Annotated in this window: 24 protein-coding genes and 1 tRNA gene; 10 read left to right on the top strand and 15 right to left on the bottom strand. The window is 33.5% G+C overall.

Annotation, left to right across the window (positions count from 1 at the left end):
* The first annotated feature begins 90 nt into the window (after nt 1-90).
* The 3 genes from mtgA to ACQKCJ_RS23505 all read left to right on the top strand — a co-directional run bounded on the left by mtgA (nt 91) and on the right by ACQKCJ_RS23505 (nt 3,670).
* Nucleotides 91-888: a monofunctional biosynthetic peptidoglycan transglycosylase gene (gene mtgA / locus ACQKCJ_RS23515; RefSeq protein WP_271338618.1), complete on the top strand. Its 798-nt coding sequence runs from the start codon at nt 91-93 to the stop codon at nt 886-888.
* Nucleotides 878-1,834, top strand: a complete 957-nt coding sequence (locus ACQKCJ_RS23510) for a lipid A deacylase LpxR family protein (RefSeq protein ID WP_271338619.1) — start codon at nt 878-880, stop codon at nt 1,832-1,834. Before mtgA ends, ACQKCJ_RS23510 begins: the two co-directional genes overlap by 11 nt.
* Before the next feature lie 630 nt (nt 1,835-2,464).
* Nucleotides 2,465-3,670 carry a hypothetical protein gene (locus ACQKCJ_RS23505; RefSeq protein WP_427403052.1) on the top strand — a complete coding sequence of 402 codons (1,206 nt, stop codon included), beginning with the start codon at nt 2,465-2,467 and terminating at the stop codon, nt 3,668-3,670.
* An 86-nt stretch (nt 3,671-3,756) separates the two neighbouring features.
* Here ACQKCJ_RS23505 and ACQKCJ_RS23500 read toward each other — a convergent pair whose 3' ends face one another.
* The 4 genes from ACQKCJ_RS23500 to ACQKCJ_RS23485 form a co-directional block, all read right to left on the bottom strand.
* Entirely contained in the window at nt 3,757-3,879 is a 123-nt protein-coding gene (locus tag ACQKCJ_RS23500; RefSeq protein WP_427403051.1) for a hypothetical protein, read from the bottom strand.
* A 291-nt stretch (nt 3,880-4,170) separates the two neighbouring features.
* Nucleotides 4,171-4,524, bottom strand: coding sequence for a hypothetical protein (locus ACQKCJ_RS23495; protein ID WP_427403050.1), 354 nt, complete (start codon nt 4,522-4,524; stop codon nt 4,171-4,173).
* Nucleotides 4,525-4,541: 17 nt separating this feature from the next.
* A complete protein-coding gene (locus ACQKCJ_RS23490) occupies nt 4,542-4,949 on the bottom strand; it encodes a hypothetical protein (protein ID WP_427403049.1) in 408 nt (135 codons plus the stop codon).
* A 172-nt stretch (nt 4,950-5,121) separates the two neighbouring features.
* Nucleotides 5,122-5,550 carry a hypothetical protein gene (locus tag ACQKCJ_RS23485; RefSeq protein WP_427403048.1) on the bottom strand — a complete coding sequence of 143 codons (429 nt, stop codon included), beginning with the start codon at nt 5,548-5,550 and terminating at the stop codon, nt 5,122-5,124.
* Nucleotides 5,551-5,741: 191 nt separating this feature from the next.
* Between ACQKCJ_RS23485 and ACQKCJ_RS23480 the strand changes: the two genes are divergently transcribed.
* Nucleotides 5,742-5,918 (top strand): hypothetical protein, encoded by a 177-nt coding sequence (locus ACQKCJ_RS23480; RefSeq protein ID WP_271338625.1) that lies wholly within the window; start codon nt 5,742-5,744, stop codon nt 5,916-5,918.
* A 70-nt stretch (nt 5,919-5,988) separates the two neighbouring features.
* Here the strand turns inward: ACQKCJ_RS23480 and ACQKCJ_RS23475 are convergent, their stop codons facing one another.
* From ACQKCJ_RS23475 to ACQKCJ_RS23465, 3 genes are all read right to left on the bottom strand, one after another.
* Nucleotides 5,989-6,396, bottom strand: a complete 408-nt coding sequence (locus ACQKCJ_RS23475) for a hypothetical protein (RefSeq protein WP_427403047.1) — start codon at nt 6,394-6,396, stop codon at nt 5,989-5,991.
* Nucleotides 6,397-6,635: 239 nt separating this feature from the next.
* On the bottom strand, nt 6,636-7,433 hold the full coding sequence (locus ACQKCJ_RS23470) for a hypothetical protein (protein WP_427403046.1): 798 nt from the start codon (nt 7,431-7,433) through the stop codon (nt 6,636-6,638).
* Nucleotides 7,434-7,516: 83 nt separating this feature from the next.
* Nucleotides 7,517-7,590: transfer RNA gene (locus ACQKCJ_RS23465), tRNA-Ala, on the bottom strand.
* A 107-nt stretch (nt 7,591-7,697) separates the two neighbouring features.
* On the opposite strand from ACQKCJ_RS23465, the gene ACQKCJ_RS23460 reads away from it, so the two are divergent.
* The 4 genes from ACQKCJ_RS23460 to ACQKCJ_RS23445 all read left to right on the top strand — a co-directional run bounded on the left by ACQKCJ_RS23460 (nt 7,698) and on the right by ACQKCJ_RS23445 (nt 10,086).
* Nucleotides 7,698-8,462 (top strand): enoyl-CoA hydratase/isomerase family protein, encoded by a 765-nt coding sequence (locus tag ACQKCJ_RS23460; RefSeq protein WP_271338652.1) that lies wholly within the window; start codon nt 7,698-7,700, stop codon nt 8,460-8,462.
* Between the two features lie 112 nt (nt 8,463-8,574).
* Nucleotides 8,575-8,751 carry a hypothetical protein gene (locus ACQKCJ_RS23455; RefSeq protein ID WP_271338653.1) on the top strand — a complete coding sequence of 59 codons (177 nt, stop codon included), beginning with the start codon at nt 8,575-8,577 and terminating at the stop codon, nt 8,749-8,751.
* Between the two features lie 31 nt (nt 8,752-8,782).
* Nucleotides 8,783-9,235 (top strand): 6-pyruvoyl trahydropterin synthase family protein, encoded by a 453-nt coding sequence (locus ACQKCJ_RS23450; protein WP_065448647.1) that lies wholly within the window; start codon nt 8,783-8,785, stop codon nt 9,233-9,235.
* A 107-nt stretch (nt 9,236-9,342) separates the two neighbouring features.
* Nucleotides 9,343-10,086 carry a UDP-2,3-diacylglucosamine diphosphatase gene (locus ACQKCJ_RS23445; RefSeq protein WP_271338654.1) on the top strand — a complete coding sequence of 248 codons (744 nt, stop codon included), beginning with the start codon at nt 9,343-9,345 and terminating at the stop codon, nt 10,084-10,086.
* 3 nt (nt 10,087-10,089) lie between these two features.
* Here ACQKCJ_RS23445 and ACQKCJ_RS23440 read toward each other — a convergent pair whose 3' ends face one another.
* The 8 genes from ACQKCJ_RS23440 to ACQKCJ_RS23405 form a co-directional block, all read right to left on the bottom strand.
* Nucleotides 10,090-11,298 (bottom strand): cytochrome c3 family protein, encoded by a 1,209-nt coding sequence (locus tag ACQKCJ_RS23440; protein WP_427403045.1) that lies wholly within the window; start codon nt 11,296-11,298, stop codon nt 10,090-10,092.
* 83 nt (nt 11,299-11,381) lie between these two features.
* Nucleotides 11,382-11,738: a hypothetical protein gene (locus ACQKCJ_RS23435; RefSeq protein WP_271338656.1), complete on the bottom strand. Its 357-nt coding sequence runs from the start codon at nt 11,736-11,738 to the stop codon at nt 11,382-11,384.
* A 155-nt stretch (nt 11,739-11,893) separates the two neighbouring features.
* The gene (locus tag ACQKCJ_RS23430) at nt 11,894-12,817 is read right to left on the bottom strand and encodes an alpha/beta hydrolase (RefSeq protein WP_427403044.1); all 924 of its coding nucleotides are present in this window, start codon (nt 12,815-12,817) and stop codon (nt 11,894-11,896) included.
* Between the two features lie 4 nt (nt 12,818-12,821).
* Nucleotides 12,822-14,102: an MFS transporter gene (locus ACQKCJ_RS23425; protein WP_271338658.1), complete on the bottom strand. Its 1,281-nt coding sequence runs from the start codon at nt 14,100-14,102 to the stop codon at nt 12,822-12,824.
* A complete protein-coding gene (recJ, locus tag ACQKCJ_RS23420) occupies nt 14,092-15,792 on the bottom strand; it encodes a single-stranded-DNA-specific exonuclease RecJ (RefSeq protein ID WP_427403043.1) in 1,701 nt (566 codons plus the stop codon). Before recJ ends, ACQKCJ_RS23425 begins: the two co-directional genes overlap by 11 nt.
* A 248-nt stretch (nt 15,793-16,040) precedes the next feature.
* The gene (locus ACQKCJ_RS23415) at nt 16,041-16,385 is read right to left on the bottom strand and encodes a HopJ type III effector protein (protein WP_427403042.1); all 345 of its coding nucleotides are present in this window, start codon (nt 16,383-16,385) and stop codon (nt 16,041-16,043) included.
* A gap of 196 nt (nt 16,386-16,581) precedes the next feature.
* Nucleotides 16,582-17,316 (bottom strand): 16S rRNA (cytidine(1402)-2'-O)-methyltransferase, encoded by a 735-nt coding sequence (rsmI, locus tag ACQKCJ_RS23410; RefSeq protein WP_427403041.1) that lies wholly within the window; start codon nt 17,314-17,316, stop codon nt 16,582-16,584.
* Nucleotides 17,317-17,438: 122 nt separating this feature from the next.
* Entirely contained in the window at nt 17,439-18,512 is a 1,074-nt protein-coding gene (locus ACQKCJ_RS23405) for a hypothetical protein (RefSeq protein ID WP_427403040.1), read from the bottom strand.
* Between the two features lie 237 nt (nt 18,513-18,749).
* Between ACQKCJ_RS23405 and ACQKCJ_RS23400 the strand changes: the two genes are divergently transcribed.
* Together ACQKCJ_RS23400 and ACQKCJ_RS23395 are read left to right on the top strand one after the other, a co-directional pair.
* Nucleotides 18,750-19,340 (top strand): thymidine kinase, encoded by a 591-nt coding sequence (locus ACQKCJ_RS23400; RefSeq protein ID WP_089478978.1) that lies wholly within the window; start codon nt 18,750-18,752, stop codon nt 19,338-19,340.
* A 26-nt stretch (nt 19,341-19,366) separates the two neighbouring features.
* Nucleotides 19,367-19,795, top strand: coding sequence for a hypothetical protein (locus tag ACQKCJ_RS23395; RefSeq protein WP_271338663.1), 429 nt, complete (start codon nt 19,367-19,369; stop codon nt 19,793-19,795).
* Nucleotides 19,796-19,941: the final 146 nt, after the last annotated feature.

Below are 19,941 nucleotides of genomic sequence, written 5' to 3'. Positions count from 1 at the left end.
GTTTGAAAACGTGTTTTGTAAAATACGTTTGAGCGGAATTAATATAGTAACCTGAAATATAATAAAAACAGAATTAGCAGATTTAATATAATGGGAGTAACCAAAAGACCGATACCAAAACCGGCAGCAAAACCAGCGCCAAAATCAACGGTTAACAAACCGAAATCTAAAACAACATCCAAAAAAGGCAATCGCTCTTTTGGCGAAAAAGTAAAATGGTTTTTTATTAAATTATGTTTGTGGTTCTTCGGGATTTCAATTGCGTCTGTTGTATTCTTCAAATATATTCCGGTACCTTTTACACCGTTAATGATAATTCGTGCTATCGAAAATAAATTAGATGGCAAGGAAGTTTTCTTTGATCACGATTGGGAGCCAATCGAGAAAATCTCAATGAATTTACAAAAAGCAGTTATTGCCAGTGAAGATGGAACTTTTTTAAAGCATAACGGTTTCGATTTTAAAGCTCTTCAGAAAGCCTATAAAAGCAATGAACGCGGACGTCGAATTCGTGGTGGAAGTACAATCTCGCAGCAAACTGCGAAAAACGTGTTTTTATGGCAAGGCAAAAGTTATCTCCGTAAAGGCTTAGAAGCTTATTTTACGGTTTTAATTGAACTAATCTGGGGTAAAGAACGTATCATGGAAGTTTATCTGAATAGTATAGAAATGGGAGATGGTGTTTATGGAGCTTATGCCGCAACAGAACATTGGTACCGTCGTGATGCATCAAGTTTAACGCCTATGCAGGCTGCTGGAATTGCAGCAATTTTACCCAACCCAAGAAAGTTTAAGGCAACAGGATCTTCAAGTTATATCAACAGAAGAAAAGAAAGAATTGTTCGTGAAATGCGTTCTGTTGGAAAAATAAATTACCATGCGAAATAAAAAATCTTTTATTGCGCTTCTGGCATTGACATCGGCTTTGTCTTTTGGACAGGCGAAAACTGCCGAAATTGGTTTAATTACGGATAATGACTTATATACATCATCTAAAAATGATATGTATTATACGAACGGTATAGAGCTATTTTATCGTTTTTTATCGAAGAATGAGAATCCGAAAATCAATAAAAAAATTACTGAATTTCGTATCGGGCAATATATTTATAATCCGAGATTTATTAATGAAGCGGCGGTAACTATAAATGATCGCCCTTTTACCGGTTATCTTTTTGCCGAAGCCGGAAGAAGCTTTTTTTACCAAAGTGAAGCTGTCCTGAAAACTGATTTTCAGTTGGGCTTCATGGGACCAAATGCGCTAGGGAAAGAAACTCAGGAAAGTTTTCATCATATTATTGGGTATAAAGAAGTTTTTGGTTGGGAAAACCAATTGCATAATGCTTTTGCTGTTCAGGCACATGTAATGTATTCGAAGAAAATGTTTCCAACCAAACACAATGATTTTATCGATCTTCATTTTCAGTCCGAAGCTAATCTGGGAACCATCTTTGACGGGGTTTCTACAGGATTCCTGACCCGAATAGGTTTTAAGAAATTACTCCCAATTTATGATTCGAATTTGCACGACGCTTCGATAAGTTCTCAGCCGCAATACAATATCAGGGAATTTTATTTTTATGCGATGCCCAGTGTCAACTATCAGTTTTATGATGCGACGATTCAGGGAAGCATGTTTAGCAATACAAGTCCGCTTACTTTCGAGCTTGAGCCGCTTCGTTTTAATGCTGAGTTTGGTTTAAAGTATCGTCACAACAACTTCAATATGTCGTATTCCTTTATATATAGAGGACGAGAACTAAAAGATCCGGAGACGAATACCAATTCAGGTTATTTTTTTGGATCGATTAGGTTTGGGTATTTATTGAATTAGGTTTGCTACGAAAGTTCTAAGGCGCAAAAATTTTCTGTCTTGAAATTATAAAAACATTTAATGAATTGAATATGTCGGATTATTTCTTTGAGTTTGCTTTTTTATTCGTTATTTGTTTTATATCCTACAAAGTAGGGTCGCATTTAGTATCTGATTTTGTTACGGGTTTTATTTTTCTGATGTTTTTTACAAACTTTTATTTTCAGGGAGATTTAAGATCCAAAGGAGAAATTCCAATATATTTCTTTAATCTGTTTCTGTACGTTATCTTATTCATTTCATCACTATTTATCTATTTTGATAAAGACAACGCAAAAAGAATGTATTATGTATTCACAATTTTAATGTACATTTTTGTATTAGTATTAGAGGCTTCAGTCATAAAATATAATGAAGCTTTTGGCGCTATATATATTCCCATTGCGTTAGCGTTTTTTCCGTTGTATTTTTTAAAATATTATAAGAAGTATATAAAAGGGGAGGAAAATCTTCAATAGATTAAAATTCTTTATTTTTTTATGGAACGAATTGCAAATATCATTATCGAATTGATTGAAAGCTAAGTACAGCATTCTTTGGCTTGAAATTTGATTTTTCATATGCCCATTACTCAATAATGTCAAATCAAATATGATAAAAAATTTAAATAGATTAGCACATCCTGTTTTTCTTATTTCGTTATTGATTCTTCTTTTAAATGACTTGTTCTTAAAAACGGTCTTTCATAATTATCTCACCGGAAAGTTATCTGATTTTGCAGGGTTAGTTGTTTTTCCTTTTTTCTGGAGTGTTCTTTTTCCTAAAAGAATCAAAGAAATTCATATTGCTACTGTTTTATTTTTTTGTTTCTGGAAAAGTCATTTTTCAGAAAGTTTTGTAGATCTATTTGGTTTCTACCGTATCGTCGATTTTTCAGATACTATAGCTTTAGTTAGTGTTCTTGTTTCTTTTCAGTTATTAAAGAAAGATCCAATTGTATATAAAGTTCAGCCAGTCTTTCTGAAATTTATTTTTCTTCTTTCTTCTTTCTCTTTTATTGCTACTACAAGGGAACCTGAGCCTTATAAATTTGAAAATGGGTTTTTATATCTGAATTTGAAAAATGACTCTGATCAAAAAATAGTGATTGATATAGATTGTAAATTTTCTGAAGAAGAAATTACTTTTTATAAAAATCAGGAAATTAAAACTGCTTTAACGAGTCACAAAAAATTTATTAGTGAACACGAAGAAGAATATAAATTGGTTTATGATCCATTAGATTCAGTACGAATTGTAAAAGAAATAAGTGATGAATGGCAATTGCGAAAAAAAAATAATGTTACAGATCCGCTTGTGTTAGATAAAGGAACTGAACAATATGTTGTATTGCCTTTACACTCTAATGATACATTGGTAGGTTTTCCTAAAGATTTTAAAATTGCAATTTTAGATACTGATTGGAAACCACTAAAAATCTATGACAAAAAAGCATTTTTTAGTACAATACAAAACAAAGGATTAAATGAATTCTCCAGAAGAGATGCGTTCAATCTAACTTTTGGAAAGAAAAAAGAACCTTTAAATATTGCTGACGCATACGGTAAATGGGAATCTCGTGGGAAAGGCGATTTTAGTAAAATGGAAATCAATTCTGATTATTTTGTAGACGATAGCAATGGCAAAGTTTACGATTGTAATTATACAAACGATTCTCTTTGGGTACATTATTCTCGTTATAAATGGTATTTGGCAAAAATAAAAAAAGTAACAAAAGACCGTCTTGTAATTTCCTGGGACAACAAGCCAGATCGTGTTTATACAAAGTCAAAGAAACCTACTGTTTTGGGTAGATAATTTTCTGGAAGATCGATTAAGTTTGGGTAGTGAAAACGTGTTTTTCTTTGTGGGCAAGGATTGTAAATTCGCACTATCACATCTTTTTATTTTCTTTTGTGTTTTACTATATAACCGTCTACAACTACAAAAGTTAGTTTCGGGTTTACATATATTTCAGGGCAGCGGTCGTACTTCGTCCAGCTTGCCCAAATGGTTTTGTATTTCAAAAGTATTTAAAATTCTTTTACAAAATAATTTTTGGTAAAAAACGGGTTTGTTTGTGTACGTTACTATTTTGTATTGTTTTGGCGTAAACAAAAATACAATTTTTCATATAAATAATTTAGCTAAAAAGTTTTTGTAAAAACTAAAACTTCTAATCTACCTCCGATGGAAGCGGTATCTTTTTTACTGCTTCTTTTAGCAGGAAAAAGATAGAGCTGAAAGCGGGACAATTGGTCTTTTTTAAAAGGGAATTCTGCTCCTGAAAATTAAAAATAATAAGATAATATGTTTCGTTATTTTGAAATTACAATTAAAAAATAAACAAATGATGCCATTAATAATACCAAACCTATAATTAGCAATACATCATCTTCTATAGTATTTGCGTCTTTTTTTGCCAAATAATAACGATGAAAGAGCAAACCAATTTCATAACAAAATAAAAATACTGCCAAGGATAACAAACCGTATGCTTTTGCTAATCCGCCACTTCCTGTAAATGCGCCTTCATGGCCAAACCAGCCAACAATCAGGATTAGGGGAATAATTAATAATACTGATTTTATCATGATTGGGATGCCTTTCCAGAACAGCAATATAATCAATGCGATTATGGGTATGAGTAGCCAACGGAGTAATAGTGTCATGTTGTTTGGTCTTTAGTTCAATTCAATTTTACTGCCAAAATATTTCCTGTGTTTTTGTCGAAAGTTATGGTTTTATTTGCCCCGCCGTAAAATAAGGTAAGGGTTAAAGTACTGTCAGTTTCGTGATTAAAAATGATATCTTTTGCGTAGCTAACTTTTATATTTCTTCTATCATCCATAAGTTGATAATCGGTACTTGTAATTACTCTTTTTTCAAAAAGACCATGTTTTTCTATTACTTCAAGCCATGGTTGTGTCATTACACTATAACCAACAGTCTGAGCCCGATATTTTTTATTTAAGTCTTTATCTGTGATTAATCCTAATGGAGTTGTGGCAAATAATAATGCGAAAAAAGGGATCATCATTGGCAAAATGCTAGCGATTAGAGCTAATAACATTCCTGCCAGAAGCAGTTTTGCCATTATTTTTTTCCAAAATAGTACAATTACTGCAAAAGTTGTAACAATCCAAAACCAAAATAAAGCAACATCGCTATAATAACCCCTTAAACTAATAAATTGATTGTAATACAGCAAACAATCTATAATGAGAAGTGAGCTTAGTATTAAATATACTCTTAGCAGGATGGGTTTTCTATTTGGATTCACGGTTTTTTAAGATATAATTTAAAGCAAACAGAGTAGGAATAGATAAAACTAAAATTGGCAGAATAGAAACCGAAACAGTATAAAAAAGTTCTTCTTTAAAAGTATATGTGCTCCAGGATGATTCCCTATCTACAAAAACGGTGTAATTCCAGAAAAACCATGTTGAAATTAAAAGAACGAATTGGCTGGTAAATTTTAGATAAATGTTTTGAATAAGGTAAAGCAAAAGAAATAAAAATATTAAGAAAACAGTTGTAAATAATGACATAAGATAAGCATCATCAAAAAATGAAGCGTCAGGATTGCCGCTTGACATCCTTTGTGAAAATTGTCCTACAGACCAATAAATTTGTAAAATAGTAGTGATGAAAATTAATAAACCAATGGAGAGGCTTCTCTTTAAATTTTTAATCATTTGTTTTTTAGAATAGTCTTTTAGAAGTTTTAAATATAAAAAAGATTTCTGACAAAAAATAAATGCTCTTATCTGGCCGCGACACGAATTGTCTCTTTTTTTTGCTTATTGTTTTTTATAGTGTTCATTTTTAACGTTTTGGTAATATTTTGAATACTCAAAAAGCTTATATTTAGTTAAAATTAAAGACTATGGAAATCAATTGGGTTATAATAGGAGTTTTAGTTGTGGTAGTAATTTTTTTGATTGCATTTATTACAAAAAAGAACCAGAAAGAGAAAAAGAAACTTACGGATTTATTGAATAACGATTTTAAAAAACCGGAAGAGGATGAAATAGATTTCGAGGATTCTGCTAATGAAAAGTAAGGATTGAGATAAAAATAAAAACCCTTGCAGGATTGCATCTGCAAGGGTTTTTACTTTAGAATAGAAAGGATTAATTTTTAGTAAATGTTCCTGTAAACAAGCCACTTATGTTAATCATTCTTTCGGATACCTGAATGATATTAAACCTCATTCGGTAATCATTGTCGTAATTATATTTTAAGCTGTAATAATTCGCATAGGCAGTTTCCTGAATATTGGGGTTTACAAAACTCTTCTCATAATACGCAATTTCTTCATTAGCAGAATTAATGGGATTTCCATATTCACTGAAAATTAGATTATTTCGTGTAAATGTTATTTTATCACCCTGAATATTTGTCCAGGTTCCCCATAACCAAGCAGGAGGATCAAAATACATATAATTATCATCATTAAATATATCTTGCTCATAATTTGTATCATCTTTTGAACAAGAAGTAATGAGGATCAAAGCAAATAATAAAATTAGTTTTTTCATGGCTTATTTATTTTAAACAAATAAATGAAGAGAAAGGCTATAAAGTAGACCCTATAAGTTTTGATTGTAATACTTTAAGACAACTTACAGGAATAATAGAGATATATAAGAAAACAAAACCCAATGAAGATGAAATAGATTTTGAGAATTCTGGAAATGAAAAGTAATTAACGGGATAAAAAAAAGGAGTTAGTATTTCAAATACTAACTCCTTTTTTGGAACCTTGTTTTAGGTGAGTTTATTGATGACCTAAAGAATATCCGTTTCCAACTAATTTTTTTACAATATTAATTGCGGTAACATCCTGGCTCATTTTATAACCAATAAAATTTCCTCCATTATTAAATTCTACTTTAAAAACTTTTTGGTCAACAGTAAAAATCTCCTGGTTTAATGGTTTGTCATATCCTTTAACCATCCCGAATTTTGCATACCAGGTACCAATTAGTTTATGATCTAAATTTGTTACTTCATATTTTTCAACCGCTCCTGAAGCATTTCCTGTGCTTGTGATCATTGAGATATAACCAATTTTTTGGTTTTTGCTAAGGATATTTCCGCTGTCATCTATTGTCAAAGCTAATGCATCTGTAATTTCTTTTTCAGCGCTTTGTTGTTTACAGCCATATTTTTCTCCTAAACCAGTTGGAGTATCATTTAAAAAAGCATTTACTTTTTCTAATTGAACGCCATTTTCAGTAATCATTTCTTTTGCAAACAAAGTCTGGATAATACTTCTGTCGATATTGAAAGGCGAATATTTTGCAAAATCAAGATCATTAGATGTTTTGTCAGTTTCATTATAAACTTCAATGTAACTTTTTCCCGGAGTTGTAGCAGTACAAACTCTCATGTAGGCTGTAATGGTATTTGTGCCGTCCAGATTAGAGATTTTGTATTCTCTAAGTACTTTGGTCGACATTTTGGCAATTGGCTTGCCGTCTAAAAGGACTTCTCCTTTTTTAATTTTAAATTCTTGTGCAAAAATGGTAATGCTTACAAGAACCAGTAAAACTGAGAAAAAAATGTTTTTCATTTGATTAATTGGTATTTAGTGTTTTTGGTTAGGGAATTTTAATTAAAAAAAACCGTATTCCAATTAAGTAATACGGTTTTTTGTGGAGAATACCGGATTCGAACCGGTCACCTCTTGCCTGCCAGGCAAGCACTCTAGCCAAATGAGCTAATCCCCCAAATGCGATAGCAAATAAAGTCAATTAATTTTCAAAAAACAAATTTCAAATCGCGTTCGGGCAAAATTATTTTTCAAAACCGTAACTTTACGATCAAATATATTTTTATGAGTTCAGAAAATCAAAACGGTTCTTTACAAACTACTTTTACTAATGCAGTCGTTACGGTACAATTTGGCCATCCGGCAAGTAATTCTTTTCCACGTCAATTATTAGATCGCTTAACGGCTGAAATTAATTCTTTAAGTTATAATGATGACGTTTCGGTAATTGTGCTGCAAAGTGAGGGAGTGAAGACTTTTTGTTCTGGTGCCTCGTTTGATGAGCTTTTGCAGGTTGAAAATGAGCAACAAGGAACAGAATTTTTCTCTGGTTTTGCACATTTACTAAACGCAATGCGAAATTGCGCTAAGCTAATTATAGGCCGCGTACAAGGAAAAGCTGTTGGCGGAGGTGTTGGTATTATTTCGGCTTGCGATTATGTTCTGGCAACTCCTGAAAGTGCTGTAAAATTATCTGAGTTAGCGATTGGTATTGGTCCGTTTGTGATTGAACCTGCCGTTTCTCGTAAAATAGGAAAAACCGCAATGACCGAAATGACTTTGGCAGCACATGAATGGAAGTCGGCACAGTGGGCTTTGGAGAATAAATTGTTCTCTGAGATTCATAATGCGGAAAATCTGGATAATGCTGTAATAAATTTTGCTCAAAAATTAAGCGCATACAATCCCGAAGCATTACTGGAAATGAAAAAAATTATATGGGAAGGAACTGAACATTGGGAATCGTTGCTGATTGAGCGTGCAGCTATTACAGGAAAATTGGTTCTGTCTGATTTTTCGAGAAAGGCATTGACACAGTTTAAAAAATAAAGTTTTTAGTCACAGTTCCGTTGCGATAACTTTGTAAAAGTTTTAAACTTTGACAAAGTTTAGGATGTGGTAAATGATTGTTTGCCTAAGTGTTAAAGTAAAATTATATAATATGTATATCATTTCATTGTTTCAGAAAGTAGATGTTGCGGAGAAAATTAAAACGGCTCCTGATAGCAGTTATCAGATGGGAGTTGTTATTGGATCGTTTATTCCTTTTGTGGTTTTAATAGTACTTGCATACTGGATGTATAACAGCGCTAAAAAAAGAGATAAAAACGGTTATTAATTTGTAAATTTGCAACCTAAAAATCAAATCGATGAGTAATATCAGAATTACAAAACAATTTAGTTTCGAAACCGGACATGCTTTGTACGGTTACGACGGAAAATGTAAAAACGTTCACGGGCACAGTTATAAATTATCGGTAACGGTTATTGGTTCGCCAATCACAGACCGATCGAATGTGAAATTCGGAATGGTGATCGATTTTTCTGATCTAAAGAAAATTGTAAAAGAAGAAATCGTTGATCAGTTTGATCATGCGACAGTTTTTAACGAAACGACTCCACATATCGAATTGGCAAATGAACTTAAAAATCGTGGTCATCACGTAATTTTGGTAGATTATCAGCCAACAAGCGAAAATATGGTCGTTGATTTTGCAGATAGAATTATTGCACGTTTACCTAAAGATATTTCTCTTTTCTCGCTTAAACTTCAGGAAACAGAATCTTCGTTTGCAGAATGGTACGCATCTGATAATATCTAGAGAAATTCCAATTTTTTAAATTCCAAATTCCAATTCTTCGACTTGACTTATAATGACAGTAGAACAAAGTCTAATAATCTAAGTAGTCTAACAATCTAAATAATCGAATGAAAAAAGTATATTTCGCTTCTGATCAGCATTTTGGGGCTCCAACTCCTGAGTTGAGTTTACCGCGCGAACAAAAATTTGTAGCGTGGCTGGATGTTGTAAAACAAGATGCCGAAGCTATCTTTTTACTGGGAGATTTGTTCGATTTTTGGTTCGAATATAAAACGGTTGTGCCTAAAGGATTTGTGCGTGTTTTAGGGAAATTAGCTGAAATTCGCGATAGTGGAATTCCGATTTATTTTTTCGTAGGAAACCACGATTTATGGATGAATGATTATTTTGAAACCGAATTGAACATTCCTGTTTATCATGATAATAAGGAATTTACTTTTAACGGAAAAACTTTCTTAATTGGTCACGGTGACGGAAAAGGTCCTGGTGATAAAGGATATAAGCGAATGAAAAAGGTATTTACAAATCCGTTTTCTAAATGGCTTTTCCGTTGGCTGCATCCTGATGTTGGGGTAAGTTTAGCACAATATCTATCCGTTAAAAACAAATTGATTTCAGGAGATGAAGATGTAAAATTTTTAGGAGAAGAAAATGAATGGCTGGTTTTATACGCAAAACGTAAACTGGAAACCAAACATTACAATTACTTTATTTTTGGTCATCGGCATTTACCTATGATTATAGAGGTTGGGCAAGATGCCAAATATGTAAATCTGGGCGACTGGATTGGTTATTTTACGTACGGTGTTTTTGACGGAGTAACTTTTGAACTTCAAAAATTCGAACAATAATTATTATTTGTTCGCTGAATAAATTCCAATTTTGTGCGTTCTCAAAATATAATTAGACATTTCTTTATTGTTTGAAGCTTGAAATTTAATAGCATTCGACATTGTCTTTGGCATATGACATTCGACACAATTGTTGGCAAGTACACTTGCTGAGGTCGTTTTTGATGTTGCCGCATTATGCTGAATTCCCTGATGGCAACTCATGCAAATTTTAGAATAGCTTGCCAGATTTTCTGAAGCATTCGCGTGCGGATTATGGCAAGTCATACAATCCATGGTTTCGCTTTTTTTGAAACATTTACTTTGCGCCAACAATCCTAACTGATTTCCGTGTACATCAAAATGAGCATTTTCTTCTGATCCCGGTACTCCTCTAAAATAATCTAATAAATCATCACCGGGTTTGAATTGAAAACGTGATTTTACTTTTAGTTTATCATTTCCGGAATGACAAATTGCACATGCATCAATTTTTTGTTGACGGTTGAGGTTTTTAAACGAAGTTATGTCTTGAGCAACCTTAAGATCGGGAAATTTCAGATGTTTTCGGACATGTTGTTTGGCCGGTCCGTGGCAACGTTCACAATCAATACCGTAAACGATAGTATTAGGATCCATAAAATCCTCAACTTCCATATTCGTAAAGTTAATACTGTCTGAGCTTGTGGTAATGTATCTGCTGGCAATATTCGAACTATGGCAAGCATAACATTCTTTTCCTATTTTTCTTCCGAAATTTGCAACTGTAGCTGAATATCCCGGACTCGTTGCCCAGCTGTTCAGGGATTTATAATAGGATACAGGAAGTTCATAGGTATAATGATCTTTCCAGAAAGCACTTGTTTGAGCGTGTTTAGTGCCAAAAAGAACATCAAATGAATGAGCTTCAACTTCTTTGCCCTTTTTATAAAGAACCTGATAAAAAGTGTCATTGCGCTCTTCCATAACCAGTTTTGTGTCTTTATCATAAACAAAAGTATTGTGACCATTAGTAAAATGACCTAAAATATTTTCTTTGGTAGCGGGAGATGTAGCTTTGAAATGCGAACTATGAAAAGCCGTTTCATATTGTGTCTTATGACATTGAATACAGCTTTCAGAACCTGCATAATTGGTTCCTCGAGGGTCAATATAATTATCAGATTCGTTTTTGCAGCTCGTTAAAAAAGCCAACAAAATAACAACAGCAAAAAGAATACAGTTTTTTTTCATTGCTGTAAATATACTTTTTTTTGAAGAAAATTAAAATATATTTCAATAATGAAAAGATGATGTTAAAATATTTAGAATGCTTCTTAGTTTAAGCCAACTCCATAAACATATTCGTCAAGTTCGATTCTGAACAAAGAACCTTCGACTAAATCCTTGATTGATTTAAGCTCTTTTACAGAAACAGCTAAATCTATTGCTGCACATGGAGTTTTAAGTAAGAATTTGTGACATGAGTTTTTTAATTCGCAAGCTTCGCAACAAGCATTTTCGATCATACTGTCTTCGATTAAATCGCAAAAATAATTCAATTCCTGAACCGTAAAATAAAAACCGGTTTCCTTAAAAACTAATTGTATTTTATCAGTGATAGTTTCGTTTTCCTTTTTCCAGTAAAAGGCAATTCCGAAATTATTATGGTATAATTGTTCTATTTCTCTCATTGCAAAATCTTTTATTCCAACAAATATAAATATTATTTATATTAATTCTAAATAAAAAACTCATAAATTTTGAGAATTTGTTCACCATACAAGTAATGTAAGTTCATTTTAAAAAGCGTATCTTAAATTTCTCACATTTATATGAATTAAGAGTTTTATTTAAGCCATTTTTTAATCTGGAACAGAAATTCATTTTGTTGGTCTACAAACAGATAATGGGAGCAATTATCAAGTAAGGAAAAGTGATTCTCTCCGACTAAATTTTTGATCGAATTGATTTGTTTAGTAGAAAAAATGCCATCTTGTTTACCATAAAATGCATAAATAGGAATGCCTTTACTTTTTATTTTATTTAAAATAGGCCTGCTGTCAATGTTATTTTGTTTTTCATTTTTATAGAAAAGTAAAGGCGCATTTTTATTTCGGATATTGGTTTTGAAAAATTCACTTGCGTTGTAATCGGCATATAGTTTTTTAGATTCTTCAGTAGGATTTGGAATCTTAAAGAAATTATTTTCACTGGCAAGTTCGAAACATCCCTTTCTGTATTCGGCAGAGTTTTTATTAAGATTTTCTACATTCGCTACTTTGGCGAGCATAACAGAATCATTTTTTTTAGTGTATATCTTTTTCACGGAATCCAATATATGGTTGTATGTTTCCTGTTGCGAAAACAAAGCTCCTGCCAATACAAGCGCGCTGACATTTTGAGGATATTTCTCAGAGTAAAGCGTAGCAACTAATCCGCCAAAACTATGAGCAAGTATTGTTGCTTTTTTTAGATTATAAGTTTTATAAATAGTATTTAAATCCTGAAAAGCTTCATGATAAGTAAATGTTGCACTAGGGTCTGCAGATCTTCCTTCGCCTCGTCGGTCATAAGCAATTACAAAAAAGCCCTTTTTCGAAAGTTCTTCGGCAGTATGAGTGCCTTCAAAAAGTGTTGCATTACCGCTTGGGCCGCCATGAACAAAAATAATGGGTTTGTCATTTTTGTTTCCGTAAGTTTTTATATAAAGTTTTTGTCCGTTAACGAAGAATGTTAGGGAAAGAAGTAATAATAAAAATATATTTTTCATGTAGTTATTCCATGTTCTGATGATCTTCCATGTCTTTACGGAGATCTAAGTTTCTAAATGTTGGTGATTTTAAACCAAAGCCCAAAACCGTTAAAAGAGTCATGCTTCCTCCGAAGACAACAGAAATAACAGGCGTCATTAGTTTTGCTGTTAAGCCGCTTTCAAAAGCCCCTAATTCGTTTGAAGATCCTACAAACATAGAGTTCACAGCAGCAACACGGCCACGCATATGATCAGGAGTTTTAAGTTGCAAAATCGTTTGTCGAATAACAACAGAAATCCCATCTGCGAGACCACTTAAAAATAAAGCTACCACAGAAACCCAAAAAATAGTCGAAACACCAAATAGGATTATGGATAATCCAAAAACAAAAATGGCACCTAAAAGCTTCATTCCCGCTTTTTTGTATAAAGGAACATAAGCAGATATCATCATAGTTATAAATGCGCCAACTGCCGGAGCAGCTCTTAAAACTCCAAAACCTTCAGGTCCTACCTTTAAAATATCCTGAGCAAAAATAGGTAATAAAGCAACCGCTCCACCAAAAAGAACGGCAACCATATCAAGAGAAAGTACTCCTAAAATAGTTTTATTATTGAAAACAAATTTTATTCCTTCTTTAAGGCTTTCCATTATAGGTTCACCAATTTTAGGATTTAATATTGGTTTTTTACTAATTTGAGATAAAGCAATTAATGCAAAAAGAGAACACGCAAAAACAGAACACATTGACCAGTGAACACCAATAAAGTTAATAGAAAAACCTGCAATTGCAGGTCCTAAAACTGCTCCGATTTGCCAAACCGAACTGCTCCAGGTTGCTGCATTCGGGTATACTTTTTTAGGCACGATCAAAGATAAAAGCGAGAAAATAGTCGGGCCAAGAAATGCACGCACCAATCCGCCAAGAAAAACTAAAAAGTAAATAGAATATAAAATAGCATCAGTAGACCAGCCACCAACTATTTTTGGCCAGGTTAATAAAAATAATCCAAAACTGATTACCGAAAATCCCAGAATACATTTAACTAATAATCCTTTTTTCTCACGCTGATCAACCATGTGTCCGGCGAATAATGCCATTGAAACAGCAGGAATTACTTCCATTAAACCAATTAACCCTAACGAAAGCGGATTTTTGGTTAAACTATAAACTTCCCATTCAATAACAATAAATTGCATTGACCAGGCAAAAACCATAGCAAAACGCAATATTAAAAATACATTAAATTCTCTGTAACGCAGTGCTTGATAAGGATCTTGCTTGTTTGTTTTAGTTTTCATTTGTTCTAATGTCTTTAAGCATAAGTTGAGTAGATACAGTCCCGTTCCACTCGTTTTCAGCTAATGAATAGGCGAGCTGAAAAGGTTTTTGATTTTTTACAATGTCTATTTTTTTACCAAGACCAAAACCTATTGCTGCAATTCCTTCTGAGTTATTCTGTTTTACAAAAAGTCTCAAATGTTCTTCTTCTGCTCCCAGAGTTTTAGCGTAACCCGTATCTTTTGCGTCTTTCGTCATAAAAACGGGTGTCATATTCAAAGGTCCAAAAGGTTCAAATTGCTTTAAGATCCGGATTAGTTTTGGAGTAATATCGCTGAAATTAATTTCGGCATCAACTTCGATTTCGGGAGTTCTCATTTCAGGTAAAATGGTTTCCTCGACTTGTTTTTCAAAAGCTTGTTTGAACGTTTTATAATTCTCTGCTTTCAATGTCATTCCTGCAGCATACATATGCCCTCCAAATTGCTCTAAGTGTTGCGAGCAAGCATCCAGGGCGTTGTAAACATCAAACCCTTTTACAGATCTTGCAGATGCTGCATATTTATCGCCACTTTTGGTAAAAACTAAAGTAGGGCGGTAATAAGTTTCGATTAATCTTGAAGCTACAATCCCGATTACGCCTTTGTGCCAGTCCTCCTGAAAAACAACAGTCGAGAATCGATCTTGTTCGTTATTTGTCAGGATTTGCTGAAAAGCTTCTTTGGTAATTTGTTTGTCCAGATCTTTTCTGTCTGAATTGTATTGCTCAATTTCAGATGCAAATTGTTGTGCTTGTTCAAAGTTGAATTCTGTTAGCAATTCAACCGCATGATTTCCGTGTTTGATCCTTCCGGCAGCATTTATTCGCGGTGCAACGATAAAAACTACATCGGTAATATCCAGTGTTTTCTTTTTTACCTGATGTACTAAAGCTTTAATTCCAGGTCTCGGATCTGAATTGATTACCTGTAATCCAAAATAAGCCAAAACCCTGTTTTCTCCCGTTATCGGTACAATGTCTGCCGCAATTGCTGTAGCTACCAAATCCAGATATTGCACCAAATCGTCGATAGTCTCTCCTCGATTTGTACCTAAAGCCTGAATCAGTTTAAAACCAACTCCGCAACCGCACAATTCATCATACGGATAAAAACAATCATCTCTTTTAGGATCGAGAACTGCAACCGCATCCGGAAGAAATTCTCCGGGTCTGTGGTGATCGCAAATAATAAAATCGATGTTTTTTTCCTTGGCGTATGCGATGTGCTCAATAGACTTGATTCCGCAGTCGAGTGCAATAATTAGTGAGAATCCGTTATCATCAGCAAAATCAATTCCTTTAAAAGAAATTCCGTAACCCTCCGCGTAACGATCCGGAATATAAGTGGCAATATTTGGATAATGTGATTTTAAATACGCCGAAACCAAAGAAACAGCCGTTGTTCCGTCAACATCATAATCACCAAAAACCAGGATATTTTCCTGATTTTCGATCGCGAGTTCTATTCGGGAAACCGCTTTGTCCATATCTTTCATTAAGAAAGGATCGTGAAGATGTTCTAACTTAGGGCGAAAGAAATTTTTGGCATCTTCAAAAGTTTCGATACCACGCTGAATCAAAAGTGTTGCTACAAAATCTTCTACATTTAAGGCTTGCGCCAAATGACTGACTTTATCTTGAGAAGGTTTTTGTTTTAATGTCCAACGCATTGTTGATTTTAGATTTTAAAGTGTTAATTTTAGATTTAAGAAATCGAAAATCGTTTAATCAGAAATGTATTTTTTTATTGCCACTCCCGATAGCTATCGGGATAAATTATTTAAAAGGATTTTTTAATGTGTGTTAATCCTTTTAATCTTGGCAGAAATATTTTGTTTTAACTTTGTCAAATCGAGCGGAGTCGAGATTCTTTGCGGTGGCTTCGACTTCGCTCAGCCTCAGCCTGACAATCAATAATTTATTTTAGCTCCAAAGCGTTTCCTTCAAACTTAATTCCATCCCAACCTAAGTTGATGAAATTTCTAATGTTCTGGTGATTCGTTCCGTTTGGATCTCCTAGAATGTCGTCGAAATAAAAAGCTCCAAAGCAAGCTAAAGTTTCATCTTTGCTTAAGTTTTGCAATTTTGCAAAAGAAAACAATTTGCAGGAACCAGAATTCTCTCCGGCTGCATTATGTTGTGTTCCGTTTTGGAAAGTGGTTGGAGTAAAATTGTAGTTTTCCTCAATTACTGCAATAGTTTCGGGGAATGTTATTTCGTTCGGAGTTTGTTTTACTTTTTCTAAAAAGGTTTGAATGCTCATTAATTGTATTTTTTAAGTTTCTTGCCACTCCCGGTAGCTATCGGGATAAAATGATTAAAAGATTTTTCTAGTATGTTTTTTTTGCCACGAATTACACAAATTGCCACTAATTAGATTCGTGATAACTGGTGTAATTTGTGATGAAACTTTTTATTAATCTGTGAGAAATCATTTTAATCTGTGGCATAAATATTTTTTAATCTTCTTCGTCTTCTTCTGTTTCATCCTTAGAAAATTTACTTTTCTTAGGTTCTTTTATTATTGTTTTTCCTGCAACAACAACAACAATTTCGCCGCGTGGCGCAGTTTTTTCGAAGTGGGTTAAAACTTCCCTTGCAGTTCCGCGAACATTTTCTTCGTGCAGTTTTGATAATTCACGTGAAACGCAAACTTGTCTGTCTTCTCCAAAATACTGAATAAATTCTGCTAAAGTCTTAACGAGTTTGTGTGGAGAAACGTATAAAATCATCGTTCTTGTTTCTTCGGCTAAAGCCAAAAAACGAGTCTGACGTCCTTTTTTATCAGGTAGGAAACCTTCAAAAACAAATTTATCATTTGGTAATCCGCTGTTTACTAAAGCAGGGACAAAAGCCGTTGCGCCAGGTAAACATTCAACTTCGATTTTATTTTCGACACAAGCGCGTGTCAATAAAAAACCAGGGTCTGAAATTGCCGGAGTTCCAGCATCAGAAATCAAAGCGATAGTTTCGCCGGCTTTCAAACGCGCAATTAAATTCTCAGTAGTTTTGTGCTCGTTGTGCATATGATGGCTGTGCATGTGTGTGCCAATTTCAAAATGCTTCAACAACTTGCCACTTGTTCTGGTGTCTTCTGCCAAGATCAAATCGACTTCTTTCAGAATCCTGATGGCACGAAAAGTCATGTCTTCGAGATTGCCAATTGGCGTTGGAACGATATATAATTTAGACATAATTTTTCTGAATTCTATTTTAATTATAACGCGAATTTTACAAAGTGACACTAATTATAAGTGTCTTTAAAAAATTTACAGAGAAAAGATTCGTGTTAATTCGTGTAATTTGTATTTAATCTTTATGAGAATTTCTTCTCTACAATTCCAAGAAAACGTTCTGCATAATCGTCTTTCCCTTCCCAGTTGTTATAATCCGGTTTTACCATATTTTCTATAAATTCCTGAGCTTCGCTATAATTGTCAAAAGTCAGCAGCTGATTTAAAACACGGCTGTAATCTTCTGAACTGTTTCCGAAAAGGTTTTTGGTAAAAGCTATTCTGTCGTTTAGATCGATATGAAAACCTTTAGCCAGTTTTTCGTTTAAAGTGGCTGCTTTTGTTTCAGCTGGTTTTTCTATAACAACAGTTTCAGCTGTTTCTTTTTTCTCTTTAACTTCGTTTATAACCGGAGTTGGAGTAGAAGTAACGTTTTCATAACTATCTACTTTTACAAATTGAGCATCGGCATAATTAACTCCAAAATCCTCAAAAGAGATCGTAATAGGAGAGTTTTTTACCGGAATTTCGATTATTGGTTCTTCCTTTTCTTCTTCTTCTAATTCAAAAAGAGGAACAAAGTCGGGGATAGGTTTTAAATCGCTGATTGTGGTAAACGAAAGTTCTTCAATGTTATTGATATCTTCTTTAGTTTCAATAATCAGTTGTTCTATTGTTTTAATAATTGGTTCTTCAACAACTTCAGCAACTTGTTCCGGAATTATTTCCTCCCTTATTTCTGCAACGATTTCTTCAGTAACAATTTCTTCAACGACGATTTCTTCAACGATTTCTTCGGCAACGATTTCTTCAGGAATTTCTTCAGTAGAGATTTCTTCTGATTTAATTTCTTCTAAAGTTTCTGGTTCGTCGATTGTTTCAATAGGAGTTTCTTCTGCTAAAACTGGGGTTTCAATTTCTGCTTCTGCCGAAATTGTTTTTTCTTTATCAAAAATAGATTCAATCTCAGAAGTAATTTCGCTGTGACCAATTGTTGGTTTCAAAGTATCAAAATTCTCGTCTACAAACTTTAAAACCGCTAGTTTCTCGTATAATTTCTGCGTCTCAAGATACAACTGATTGATATCGGATTTGTTTTTAAGCTTTAAAATTCGATGTGCAATGCTGATTAAATCGGCTTCCAATTTTTTTTTCATAACTGTTGAAATTATAGTGAATAGGGTATTTTAGTATATTTTGTATTTGAATGTCTTTATTCCTGGTAGAAATCTGAAAGATTTTTTTTTATTTCTGTTAATACGAGCTTGCGAATCTTCGATTTGATAAAAATTTTCTACTTTTGAAAAAGTGAAAAATCAGCAATTTTTCACGTCGATTTATTACCAGTACAAAGTAATAAAAACTATTCATTTTTAAAGGTAGAAAAATACAAAATGTTTCTCGAAAATACAGTAAATCACAAAGAACAATTTGGTTGGATTGAAGTTATTTGTGGATCAATGTTTTCGGGTAAAACCGAGGAGTTAATCCGCAGACTAAAACGCGCTCAATTTGCCAAACAAAAAGTCGAAATCTTTAAACCTGCCATTGATACCCGTTATCATGATGAAATGGTCGTATCTCATGATGCCAACGAAATTAGATCAACACCGGTTCCCGCTGCTGCAAACATTGCTATTTTAGCACAAGGCTGCGATGTTATTGGTATTGATGAGGCGCAGTTTTTTGATGATGAGATTGTTACAGTTTGTAATGATCTTGCCAATCAGGGAATTCGTGTGATAGTTGCAGGACTTGATATGGATTTTAAAGGAAATCCTTTCGGTCCGATGCCGGCACTTATGGCAACAGCTGAATATGTGACTAAAGTTCACGCTGTTTGTACCCGAACAGGAAATCTTGCCAACTACAGTTTCCGTAAAACTGATAATGACAAATTGGTAATGCTTGGTGAAACAGAAGAATACGAACCACTAAGTCGTGCGGCTTATTATAACGCAATGAAAAAGATTCAGGATAAATAAGATTTTCATCAAAACAAACTATAAAGATGCAGCAAACCGCTAAGAGTAAAAAATCAACTGTTTTAATAGTAAGTGCAATTGTAGCATTTTCATTGGCTTTAATTCTTTATTTTTCTTTTAAAGAACCTGCTGCAGATAAAGAAATGATTGAATTAGTGGCGAAGTACAATGATAATTGTCCTTTGGTAATTCAGCAAGGAATTCGTTTAGATAACGTGACTTTGCCAAAAGATAAAGTAGTTCAGTATAATTTGACGTTGTTAAATGTTGAGAAAGCAACTGCAGAAATTGAGGTAATAAAACAAAATATTGAAGAAAGTCTTCTGAGTACGGTTAAAGTAAATTCCGGACTTAAAGCATTTCGTGATAATAATTTTACTTTGATTTATAATTATGATGATAAAAAAGAAGATTATTTGTTTGAGATTACGATAACGCCGGATCAATATAAATAATTTAATTATTTCAATATAAAATAAAACCCGACAGATTTTGAATTTGTCGGGTTTTTTGTTGTGTGCCCAGCATGGGCGATAACTCTAGGGTGTAAGTCCCGAACACGCCTTTACAGTGGGAAGTGTTAGCTGAATGCAAGGGTGTC

Origin of the sequence: Flavobacterium sp. NPDC079362 (assembly GCF_050267765.1) — a bacterium.
GTDB lineage: Bacteria > Bacteroidota > Bacteroidia > Flavobacteriales > Flavobacteriaceae > Flavobacterium > Flavobacterium azizsancarii.
Note: the sequence above shows the minus strand (reverse complement) of the source record. Positions and strands in the feature narration are given on the sequence as shown.

Bases quoted from the DNA above. Each gene is read 5' to 3' on its own strand.
- mtgA (WP_271338618.1), top strand. From the start codon at position 91: ATGGGAGTAACCAAAAGACCGATACCAAAACCGGCAGCAAAACCAGCG.
- ACQKCJ_RS23510 (WP_271338619.1), top strand. From the start codon at position 878: ATGCGAAATAAAAAATCTTTTATTGCGCTTCTGGCATTGACATCGGCT.
- ACQKCJ_RS23505 (WP_427403052.1), top strand. From the start codon at position 2,465: ATGATAAAAAATTTAAATAGATTAGCACATCCTGTTTTTCTTATTTCG.
- ACQKCJ_RS23495 (WP_427403050.1), bottom strand. From the start codon at position 4,524: ATGACACTATTACTCCGTTGGCTACTCATACCCATAATCGCATTGATT.
- ACQKCJ_RS23490 (WP_427403049.1), bottom strand. From the start codon at position 4,949: ATGGCAAAACTGCTTCTGGCAGGAATGTTATTAGCTCTAATCGCTAGC.
- ACQKCJ_RS23485 (WP_427403048.1), bottom strand. From the start codon at position 5,550: ATGATTAAAAATTTAAAGAGAAGCCTCTCCATTGGTTTATTAATTTTC.
- ACQKCJ_RS23480 (WP_271338625.1), top strand. From the start codon at position 5,742: ATGGAAATCAATTGGGTTATAATAGGAGTTTTAGTTGTGGTAGTAATT.
- ACQKCJ_RS23475 (WP_427403047.1), bottom strand. From the start codon at position 6,396: ATGAAAAAACTAATTTTATTATTTGCTTTGATCCTCATTACTTCTTGT.
- ACQKCJ_RS23470 (WP_427403046.1), bottom strand. From the start codon at position 7,433: ATGAAAAACATTTTTTTCTCAGTTTTACTGGTTCTTGTAAGCATTACC.
- ACQKCJ_RS23460 (WP_271338652.1), top strand. From the start codon at position 7,698: ATGAGTTCAGAAAATCAAAACGGTTCTTTACAAACTACTTTTACTAAT.
- ACQKCJ_RS23455 (WP_271338653.1), top strand. From the start codon at position 8,575: ATGTATATCATTTCATTGTTTCAGAAAGTAGATGTTGCGGAGAAAATT.
- ACQKCJ_RS23450 (WP_065448647.1), top strand. From the start codon at position 8,783: ATGAGTAATATCAGAATTACAAAACAATTTAGTTTCGAAACCGGACAT.
- ACQKCJ_RS23445 (WP_271338654.1), top strand. From the start codon at position 9,343: ATGAAAAAAGTATATTTCGCTTCTGATCAGCATTTTGGGGCTCCAACT.
- ACQKCJ_RS23440 (WP_427403045.1), bottom strand. From the start codon at position 11,298: ATGAAAAAAAACTGTATTCTTTTTGCTGTTGTTATTTTGTTGGCTTTT.
- ACQKCJ_RS23435 (WP_271338656.1), bottom strand. From the start codon at position 11,738: ATGAGAGAAATAGAACAATTATACCATAATAATTTCGGAATTGCCTTT.
- ACQKCJ_RS23430 (WP_427403044.1), bottom strand. From the start codon at position 12,817: ATGAAAAATATATTTTTATTATTACTTCTTTCCCTAACATTCTTCGTT.
- ACQKCJ_RS23425 (WP_271338658.1), bottom strand. From the start codon at position 14,102: ATGAAAACTAAAACAAACAAGCAAGATCCTTATCAAGCACTGCGTTAC.
- recJ (WP_427403043.1), bottom strand. From the start codon at position 15,792: ATGCGTTGGACATTAAAACAAAAACCTTCTCAAGATAAAGTCAGTCAT.
- ACQKCJ_RS23415 (WP_427403042.1), bottom strand. From the start codon at position 16,385: ATGAGCATTCAAACCTTTTTAGAAAAAGTAAAACAAACTCCGAACGAA.
- rsmI (WP_427403041.1), bottom strand. From the start codon at position 17,316: ATGTCTAAATTATATATCGTTCCAACGCCAATTGGCAATCTCGAAGAC.
- ACQKCJ_RS23405 (WP_427403040.1), bottom strand. From the start codon at position 18,512: ATGAAAAAAAAATTGGAAGCCGATTTAATCAGCATTGCACATCGAATT.
- ACQKCJ_RS23400 (WP_089478978.1), top strand. From the start codon at position 18,750: ATGTTTCTCGAAAATACAGTAAATCACAAAGAACAATTTGGTTGGATT.
- ACQKCJ_RS23395 (WP_271338663.1), top strand. From the start codon at position 19,367: ATGCAGCAAACCGCTAAGAGTAAAAAATCAACTGTTTTAATAGTAAGT.